Source organism: Chitinophaga sp., from assembly GCF_036566945.1.
GTDB lineage: Bacteria > Bacteroidota > Bacteroidia > Chitinophagales > Chitinophagaceae > Chitinophaga.
This window is the reverse complement of the sequence record NZ_DATCVJ010000830.1, coordinates 1-9,198: the sequence shown is the minus strand read 5'-3', so window position 1 is coordinate 9,198 and position 9,198 is coordinate 1. Positions and strand designations below refer to the sequence as shown.

At 45.8% G+C, this 9,198-nt stretch carries 10 protein-coding genes; 7 read left to right on the top strand and 3 right to left on the bottom strand.

Annotated features, from left to right (window positions below):
- On the top strand, positions 1 to 241 hold a 241-nt coding region (locus tag VIP81_RS25160), incomplete at its 5' end, for a hypothetical protein (RefSeq protein WP_331967779.1).
- A 143-nt stretch (positions 242 to 384) separates the two neighbouring features.
- Here the strand turns inward: VIP81_RS25160 and VIP81_RS25155 are convergent.
- On the bottom strand, positions 385 to 1,092 hold the full coding sequence (locus VIP81_RS25155; protein WP_331967778.1) for a DsbA family oxidoreductase: 708 nt from the start codon (positions 1,090 to 1,092) through the stop codon (positions 385 to 387).
- Between the two features lie 168 nt (positions 1,093 to 1,260).
- On the opposite strand from VIP81_RS25155, the gene VIP81_RS25150 reads away from it, so the two are divergent.
- Positions 1,261 to 1,644, top strand: a complete 384-nt coding sequence (locus VIP81_RS25150; RefSeq protein WP_331967777.1) for a helix-turn-helix domain-containing protein — start codon at positions 1,261 to 1,263, stop codon at positions 1,642 to 1,644.
- Between the two features lie 25 nt (positions 1,645 to 1,669).
- On the opposite strand, the gene VIP81_RS25145 is transcribed toward VIP81_RS25150, so the two are convergent.
- Complete coding sequence (locus VIP81_RS25145; protein WP_331967775.1) at positions 1,670 to 2,596, bottom strand: NADP-dependent oxidoreductase; 927 nt, start codon at positions 2,594 to 2,596, stop codon at positions 1,670 to 1,672.
- A 150-nt stretch (positions 2,597 to 2,746) separates the two neighbouring features.
- Here VIP81_RS25145 and VIP81_RS25140 point away from each other — a divergent pair, with 150 nt between their 5' ends.
- The 4 genes from VIP81_RS25140 (at position 2,747) to VIP81_RS25125 (ending at position 7,125) form a co-directional block, all read left to right on the top strand.
- A complete protein-coding gene (locus VIP81_RS25140; RefSeq protein ID WP_331967774.1) occupies positions 2,747 to 4,078 on the top strand; it encodes a DEAD/DEAH box helicase in 1,332 nt (443 codons plus the stop codon).
- A 361-nt stretch (positions 4,079 to 4,439) separates the two neighbouring features.
- Positions 4,440 to 4,997, top strand: a complete 558-nt coding sequence (locus VIP81_RS25135; RefSeq protein WP_331967772.1) for an RNA polymerase sigma factor — start codon at positions 4,440 to 4,442, stop codon at positions 4,995 to 4,997.
- Positions 4,998 to 5,063: 66 nt separating this feature from the next.
- On the top strand, positions 5,064 to 6,128 hold the full coding sequence (locus VIP81_RS25130; RefSeq protein WP_331967771.1) for a FecR family protein: 1,065 nt from the start codon (positions 5,064 to 5,066) through the stop codon (positions 6,126 to 6,128).
- Positions 6,129 to 6,153: 25 nt separating this feature from the next.
- Positions 6,154 to 7,125 carry a hypothetical protein gene (locus VIP81_RS25125; RefSeq protein WP_331967769.1) on the top strand — a complete coding sequence of 324 codons (972 nt, stop codon included), beginning with the start codon at positions 6,154 to 6,156 and terminating at the stop codon, positions 7,123 to 7,125.
- Between the two features lie 122 nt (positions 7,126 to 7,247).
- On the opposite strand, the gene VIP81_RS25120 is transcribed toward VIP81_RS25125, so the two are convergent.
- Positions 7,248 to 8,135 carry a LysR substrate-binding domain-containing protein gene (locus tag VIP81_RS25120; protein ID WP_331967768.1) on the bottom strand — a complete coding sequence of 296 codons (888 nt, stop codon included), beginning with the start codon at positions 8,133 to 8,135 and terminating at the stop codon, positions 7,248 to 7,250.
- A 118-nt stretch (positions 8,136 to 8,253) separates the two neighbouring features.
- Here VIP81_RS25120 and VIP81_RS25115 point away from each other — a divergent pair.
- On the top strand, positions 8,254 to 9,198 hold a 945-nt coding region (locus VIP81_RS25115; protein ID WP_331967767.1), incomplete at its 3' end, for an MFS transporter.

Sequence of the window (9,198 nt, the reverse complement as noted above, 5' to 3'; positions counted from 1 at the left end):
TTTGGGTTTGGTTAACGGGCGGGGAAGCGAAAAGAGGTTTATTGTGAAAAAATTTAATGGCAAACAATTTATGGACAAAGCAACCAGAAAAAAAGTAGACGCCCTTCTTCTCAAGGCAAAGCAGTGTGAAGATCGCAAAGTCAAGGTTACCTTGAAATCCGGAGGCGTAAGCTCATTAGGCCAGGTAATCAAAACCGAAGAGCAAGCGCATGTCTTAATGACAATATTAAAATCATTATAGTATAGGCTATTCAAAGGTGGGCAGATAAAATCTGTCCACCTTTGAATAGCAATGCTCTCAATGCTCTCTAGTCTGCTGCACTAATAAAAAAATTGCCTGAAAAACAATCCACTTCTCAGGCAACCTTTGCTCAAAAAAATATTTTATTTACAATCACCATCCGGTGTACAAACTTGTCCGGATAAGGTTTCCAGCTCTATCACCGGTTGTGTTTTTTTCCATTCTCCGTATGCCTGTTCCAGTGCCTGGGTAAATGCGTCTACCGGTTGTGCGCCGGATACGCCGAACTTACGATCCAGTACAAAAAACGGTACCCCTCTGATGCCCAGTTGCTGTGCTTCATTTACATCATGATTCACGGCAGTGGCGAGGTCGCCGGATTGCAATACAGCAGCTATTTCTGCTTTATCCAGTCCTATTTCAACGCCAAGTTCCAGCAGGGTGTCATGATTGCTCATATCCTTTCCTTCTGTGAAGTAAGCATAAAACAGGCGTTCTTCTGCGGCGTCACCGAGCTGGTGTTTTTTCGCCAGCTGGATGAGGCGATGGGCATCAAAAGAATTTGCGATGACCGCTTTATCGAAGTTATAAGTAAGACCAGCGTCTTTCGCGGTGCTGGTCATTTGTTCATGTACAGTCAAAGACCATTCGCGTGATTGTCCTTTTATTTCGGCTACGTAGTCGTATACATCCTTACCTGGCTGGGATTGCAGGGAAGGATTCAATTGAAAGCTCTTCCACTCTACCGTGATGTTTTCTTTTCCCGGAAACTGCTCCAGTGCTGCTTCAAATCTCCGTTTGCCGATGTAGCAAAACGGGCACATGATATCAGACCATATTTCTACTTTCATTATATTTTATTTAGGTTCCAGCTGTAAAGTTAATATATTTGCTATCAAAAAGTAACCAGTTTCCTTAAAGTAAGTGCTTTACAAGAGGTAACCAACCTATATCAGAAGCGCAGAAAGCTGAGGCAGAAAGCAGAAAGCTATTATAGCTAGTCATTTAAGCGATTAACGATGAAAACAGAAGAGTTAACGGTCAATTGTGGCAAAGAGGAAGCAGAGCGGAGTCATTCCGACTGCCATAAGGTGATTATGCCGGTGAGAGATGCGCTGGATGTGATCAGTGGCAAATGGAAGCTGCCCATTATTATTGCGGTATCCAGGGGGCATAAACGATTCCGGGATATTGAGCGCAGTATACCCAAAATCACGTCTAAGGTATTGTCTAAGGAGTTGAAAGACCTGGAGACGCATAAACTGGTAAAACGCACGGTATACGATACGCAACCGGTATCGGTGGAATATACGCTGACGCCCTATGCTGCTACGCTGGACAGTGTCATCATTGCTTTGCAGCGCTGGGGCATACAACACCGGAAAAAGATATTGGGAAAATAGCGCGGCCTGGAGTCGCGCTATTTTTTTATTCTTCCGAAATTTTCAATACAATTTTTCCTCTTCCAGGGCCGCCATTCCTGCTGAACTCCTGTGCGGCGGCTGCCTGAGATAATGGCTGAAATACACGGCGAACGTAGGGTTTAATCAGATCCCGTTCCAGCATTTTATGTACTTCTTTCATGGCTACCAATGTTTTGGTGCCACCCCAAATGGCGCGGATGCCGGCAGCAGTTACCTTTTCAGGGTCCGGCATCTTCACAATACAAAGCAGCAGTCCTCCGGGTTTCAGCACGCCCATGGAGCGTTCGGTGGTATCCCCACCTACGGTGTCGAAAACAATATCCACGGAGTGAACCTGTGTTTCAAAAGGGGCGGCTTTATAGTCGATCACTTCGTCGGCGCCCAGGGCGGTAACGAAATCAATATTTTCCGGGCTGGCCGTAGCGATCACATAGGCGCCGGCGTTATAGGCCAGTTGTACTGCGAAATGTCCAACGCCACCGGCACCGGCATGAATCAGGATTCTTTGTCCCTTTGTGAGGTGGGCTACATCAAACAAAGCGCCCCAGGCGGTTTTAGCGCCACCCATAGCAGCTGCCTGCTCAAAGGAAAGATGTGCGGGTTTACGGAATAGCAGTTCTGCCGGAGAGATGGCATAGGCGGCGTAAGAGCCATCTACCGAGCCATATACTTCATCCCCTACTTTCTTACCAAATACACCGTCGCCTACGGCGGTTACTACACCGGATGCCTCCACACCGGGTATGTAGGGCAACGGATGCTGCATCATTCCTTCTCTTAACTTCCAATCGATAGGATTTACCCCACTCGCCACCACTTTAATCAGCACCTGATCTTTTGCCGGCACGGGTACCGGCACCTCTTCCAGTTGTAACTGTTCCGGGCCTCCATAGGCATGTACACAAATAGCTGGTATGTGGAGGTTTTTCATAGATTTTTTGATACTAAAATAAGCATTTAGCCATTAGCTTTTAGCTTTTAGCAAATGCAGCGGAGACCAACATATGGCAAGCTAAAAGCTAAAGGCTAAAAGCCAAAAGCTAAAAAAAGCTATCTTTGCCGTTCATATTATAGCAGTATCATGACTTTTGGTGATTTAAACCTCAATACTCCTTTATTAAACGCGTTAGATGAATTAGGTTATAAAAGACCTACGACTATACAGCAGCGTGCATTTTCTGTGATCATGTCCGGCCAGGATGTGTGCGGTATTGCGCAAACCGGTACGGGTAAAACATTTGCTTACCTGTTGCCAACCCTTCGTCAGTTTAAGTTTTCGAAAGAGAAATACCCCACCGTATTGATTATTGTGCCTACCAGGGAGCTGGTAGTACAGGTGGTAGAAGCAGTGAAGAAGCTTACCACGTACATGAATGTATCTGTACTGGGTGTGTATGGCGGGGTAAATATGAATCCCCAGATGGAAGCGGTGCAGGACAAACTGGACATCCTGGTGGCCACTCCCGGACGCCTCTACGATATTATTCTCAGTGGTGCGCTAAAAGTAAAATCTGTAAAGCGCCTGATCATTGATGAAGTAGATGAAATGCTGAACCTGGGCTTCCGTACACAGTTAAGGAACATTATGGACCTGTTGCCTCCCAAAAGGCAAAACCTGATGTTTTCCGCTACCATTACGGAAGATGTGGAGAAGATGATTCAAACGCATTTCGACAATCCGGTGCGCATTGAAGCAGCACCTACCGGTACGCCGCTGGAAAACATTGACCAGATTGTGTACAAGGTGCCTAACTTCTATACCAAGGTAAACCTGCTGGAGCTGCTGATTACAGACGATGAGAGCATGACCAAAACCCTCATTTTCGCGGCTACCAAACAATTAGCCGATGACCTGCATGAGCAGCTGGAAAAAGAATTTCCCGGCAAGGTAGGTATCATTCACTCCAACAAGGAACAAAATCATCGTTTCAATACGGTTCGCAAATTCCAGGCGAATGAATACCGTTTTCTGATTGCTACCGATATCATTGCCCGTGGCCTTGATATCGCTGAAGTAACCCATGTCATTAACTTTGACACACCGGAAGTACCCGAAAGCTATATCCATCGTATAGGCAGAACCGGTAGAGCGGATAAAAAAGGTATCTCCATTCTGTTTACCAAAGATGCAGAAGCAGAAAACCTGTCACGCATCGAAAGCCTGATGAATTATGCGATTCCGGAACAACCTTTACCGGAAGACCTGACCATTTCGGACGTATTAACGGAAGACGAAAAACCGAAGATACATATGCGGAATACTTTGGTAAAGGCGCCTAAGCGGGAAGACGTAGGTCCGGCTTTCCACGAAAAGCTGGCAAAAAACAGGAAGACCAACAAAAAGGTCACGCATAAAGAAAAGATGATGCTGAAATATGGCAAGCCTAAAAAAAGAGGCGCCAAGAAGAAATAGCAGAAAGCAGAAAGCAAAAAGCTATTGTGTACGAGATATAAGCGAATGATATCCGCTTTAGGCTACTACACAATAGCTTTTTGCTTTTTGCTTTCTGCTTTCTGCTCTTTTTAAAAGATGGAATAACAATTCATTAACAAAGTTCCCGGATAAATAAAAATCCATTCCCTCCATTGGATCGAATATAAACTTGTGCAGTAAGTGTATCGAGAAAAAACTGTCCTTCAAAAGGTCATCTACCGGGTCTATAGTGCTTTGAGTGAGTTTGGCTGACAGTTACCATTAAATAACCGCGTAATAACACCCTTGAAACAACAGCAGCCAGATATACCGGGTCTGCCATTATCAACTAAATCCCAGCATGAGTGCATCTATCAACGATATTGAATTGCTTGCACAACTGAAGACGGGCAGTCTTCCCGCTTTCCAGTATTTTTACAGTGCCTACCGTCAGTGGCTGTACGTAACTGCTGTGTCTATACTGAAAAACGAAACGGAGGCCCAGGAGCTGGTACAGGACCTGTTTATTGATTTCTGGCAGAAAGACCTGAGTAGGCGAATTGATTTAAGCACGACTAACTCCCTGAAAAATTTCCTTTTTGTCAGCATCCGCAACCGCTGTTTGAATAAAATAGCAAAAGATGCCACGCGAAATAAAAGATTAAAAGATATCATGCTGCCTGAAACCTACACGTATCCCCAGGACAGATTAGAGAACAATGAACTGAAGGAACAGCTGGAAACCGCTATCAACCAGCTGCCCGAGCGCCAATCGATCGCCTTCAGACTGGCTTACCAGGAACACAAAACACGCAAAGAAATAGCGGCCTTCATGGACACCAGTGAAGAAACGGTCAAAAAACAAGTCGCCAACGCGCTGAAAACTTTACGGGCATCTTTAAAAAAAATCCTTTTTTGATACCCCGGCCAATTAAATAAACGGTTAATAGTGTACATGAACAGCGCAGACGAAATATACAGGCTAATGACTGAAAAGCTCGCGGGAATAATTTCCGCGGCAGATGATCAATTGTTGGAGGATCTAATCGAAGAAGATGCTGCAGTACGGGAGAGATGGGAACAATTGTCAATGATCCCCATACCTCCGCCCCCGGCCCCCTGGCTGGAGGTGATTGATTTTAAACCGAAAAAATCCCTGCTCCGCGTATTAACAACATGGTCGGCCGCAGCAGCAGTATTAGCCATTATTGCACTCACTGCTTGGAAATGGGACACTTTCTTTCATAAAAAGCCTGCCCAGGTGGCCATCGTGATTCCGGATGTACTCTTGCAGATCGCCGGGCAGTCTACCGTTAATCTTACCAAAACAACCGGTAACATCAATGTTGGCGGCAAACAAATCATTAACAAGGATAATACGCTCTTTCTCAATACCGGTGAAGAATTACCGGAAGGCCTGCACTCACTGATCGTACCACAGGGCAAAAGCTATGAAGTAGCCCTGCCCGACGGCTCCGTAATCACATTGAATGCGTCTACCCGCATGGACTTTCCTTTTGCCTTTAAAGGTAAAAACAGAGAGATTACCCTTAACGGGGAAGCCTATCTTAAAATAGCAAAGCAGGCAGGAAAACCTTTCCTGGTACATCTTCCTAATAGTACAGTAGAAGTACTGGGTACCACCTTTAATGTGAATAGCTACGACAGCGCCGTGGTAAAGGTATCCCTGGTAGATGGTAAAGTGCGGATGAAAGCCGGTAAAAAGACGGTGATGATGAAACCAGGGCAACAAGCCATCTTCCATAAAGAAAATGCCACGATCGATACCCAACCATTTAATGCTACTGTTGAACTAGGCTGGCAGAAAGGACTTTACTGTTTCTCTGACACCCGTATGGATGAAATGTGTAATGTTATTTTCCGCTGGCATGGTGTTCATGCGGTGCTGGACCGTCCTGATATCGCCAGCAGACCCTTTACCGGCTTACTGGACAAGAAAACACCCATCGGCTTTCTCCTGGAAGGGATAAAAGCCACTACCGGAACTGATTATTATTTTACCGCTGATAGTACCCTGCATTTCAAATAACAGGCAACACCAAAGGCTAATAACCATGAAGCAACCAGAAAACAAGTACCTCCTGATTGAGCGGAGTGATGAAGTGTACACCACCTATGAGTGCATTCCCAGCTACCTCCACTCCCAGCTAATCCCGTACGCCAAGTGTTATACCGATATTGATGATAACGGGATCATTATAGACCAGCAGATGCAGCTGGAAGACATCAGTATCTATTACCACCTCATACATCTGAGAGAAGGCGTAGAACTGACAACAGTGCCTCCGTCCAAATACCTGCTACCTGCCACTGTATCCGGGTTCATTGACAATAATGCACCCGTGTCCATGAAAATACTCCTCCCTAAAAAAGTGGCTAATCCGCTGGACGACAGCTCTATAGTGACCGAAAAAGAGTTCGTAATGAACTTCCATGTAAACATTAGTATTGCACGGCTAACGGCGCTAAGAACAGAATTCCCGATCTTCAATATCATCAACAAAGTAGGTGTGAAAGAGGTGCTGAACCCCAGCAACCGACTCCCCTTCCGCCTCAATATGGTGAGTTACCTGGTGATGAACAGGATACTGCAATGTAAACTGATTGACAAAGCAGCAGAACTTTTCTTCCGCCGCAGCGCCATTGATTTCTACAGTACCTACCTGCATTACCTGAACCCCATCCCCCCCATTATGCTACAGGAGAACCACCGGCAACAACTCCGGGAAATTGCTGATTATATTATTGCGCATCCTGCCGAAGCAGGTAGTGTAGAAAATCTCTGCAACAAATTCGGCGTAGTGCCTGAGTTCCTGGAAAGACCGTTTGAACAGGAATTCCATATTTCTGCAGCGGCGCTGATACTACAGGAAAACATGGCCCTGGCCTTTAAACTGATCACCGAAACAAGTCATTCCCTCACGTACATTTCTACCATCACCCAACATGACGGCTGGGAAGAACTGACGGAGGAATTTGAAAGATATTATAAATGCAACATCGCAGACCTGCGAAAAGCACAGTAACCCCACTTGTGGTCACCCGGCGGCGGCACTATGCCGCTGCTGAGTGCCATTTGAACTAAGCCGGGGATTGCCCCACCGGTATTCACCGGAGGGAACTAAACGGGCAGTTCGGCACCACCTCCTTACTTCCCCACGGCGGGTAATCCTTTTAATAATTCCTGGATAAACAAATCCGCTGCTTTTTTATGATAGGTACCTTTCTGCCAGATAATATAGGCACGGCGTTGTAACTCTTTCCCTTCCAATGGAATGGCCACCAGGTTTTTCCAGCCCAGCAATGCCCGCTCATTGAGCAACGTGGCCCAATGTCCTTTTTCTACCAGCGATAATATAGAGTGTACATCATTCATTTCAATTCTCACGGCCGGCTCAATCTTGTTGCGCTGCAGTACTTCATCTACGGAATCGCGCGCGCTGAAGCCCCGGGAAGCAAAGATCAGGTCCATGCCTGTGAGGCTTTGCAGACTTATCTTTTTCAACCCTGCCAGCTTATGTTTCTTCGACACGGCGACCACAATTTTGGAACGGAACAACTCCCGTGTTTCCAGGTCTTTATAAAAAGCATCCTGATGAAAAGCCAGTACCAGGTCCAGTTCGGAGGCCCGTAGCTTACTTTCCAGCAGCTCCGTAGTGCCGTATTCTATGTATATATTGATACCGGGATACTTCACCGGAAAAGTTGTCAGTGCAGGTAACAGGAAAGAGGTAAAAGCATACGTAACGCCTATGCGCAAATCTCCACTCAGCATATTCTGCAGGTCCTGGATGGCTTGCCGTCCTTTTTCTACGTCCAGCAGTATTTGCCGGGCATGCAGCAGAAATACCCCACCGGCTTCCGTCAGGTGTACATGTTTGCCAATACGGTCGAACAAAGGCATGCCCAGCTCATTTTCCAATTGTTTGATTTGTTGGGACAAAGTAGACTGGGTAATGTACAATGCGGTAGCCGCCGCCGTGAAATGCGCCATTTCAGCGGCCTTTACGAAATACATCAGCTGACGTAGTTCCATACATCAATCGTTTTTACCAATGAATATCATTAAAACAATCTATTTAGCAAATATATTCATCTTCCCGAAATTTGCAGCAGATTATAAATGGCACACTGCCTCAAAATATATTAATCAGATGGATGTTTTTCGTGCGTTGAATTCCCGGAATTTCCGGCTCTTCTTTTATGGACAATCAATTTCACTTATAGGTACCTGGATGCAAAAAACAGCCGTATGCTGGCTGGTATACCGTCTCACTAATTCCGCTGTGTTGCTTGGCGTCGTAAGCTTTGTGAGTTTGATTCCTTCCCTGCTGCTATCGCCGTATGCGGGCAGTTATATAGACCGTCATAACCGTTACCGTATCCTGATGATCACGCAGATCATTTCCATGTTACAGGCGGGTGCATTGGCATTAATGATTCTGTTCCGTAACTACAATATACCGGGAATCATTTTTTTGTCGCTTGTACAAGGCGTGATCAATGCGTTTGACGTAACCTGCCGGCAATCGCTGATGGTAGAGATGGTGGAGAAAAGAGAGGATCTTCCGAACGCCATTGCCCTGAATTCTACCATGTCTAATTTTGCCCGTATTGCAGGCCCGGCGCTGGCTGGCATTATACTGAGTACTTTTGGAGAGGACATTTGTTTTGTCAGCAACTTCCTGAGTTATATACCGGTATTGATTTCGTTGTGGATGATGAAGATTGTATTGCCTCCTGTTATTAAATCTGACCGGAGTATATGGGCAGAGTTGAAAGAAGGTTTTCATTATATTTCGGGAGACAAGGACCTGGCCTCTCTCCTGTTAATGCTCAGTGCCAGCAGTTTATTCGTGATTCCGTTTAACACGCTGATGCCGGTATTTGCAAAAGATATTTTTAATGGCGATGCCAAAACATTCAGTTGGTTTGAAAGCGCCGCAGGACTGGGTTCCATCATCTCAGCCATTTATATGGCGAAGTTAAAGCCCAACAAAGACCTGGTAAAGCTCCTGATTACGGCCAGTCTTGTGTTTTCGTTGAGTGTATTGTTACTGGCTTTTTCCGGCTGGCTGCCGCTGGCGCTGTTATTCATG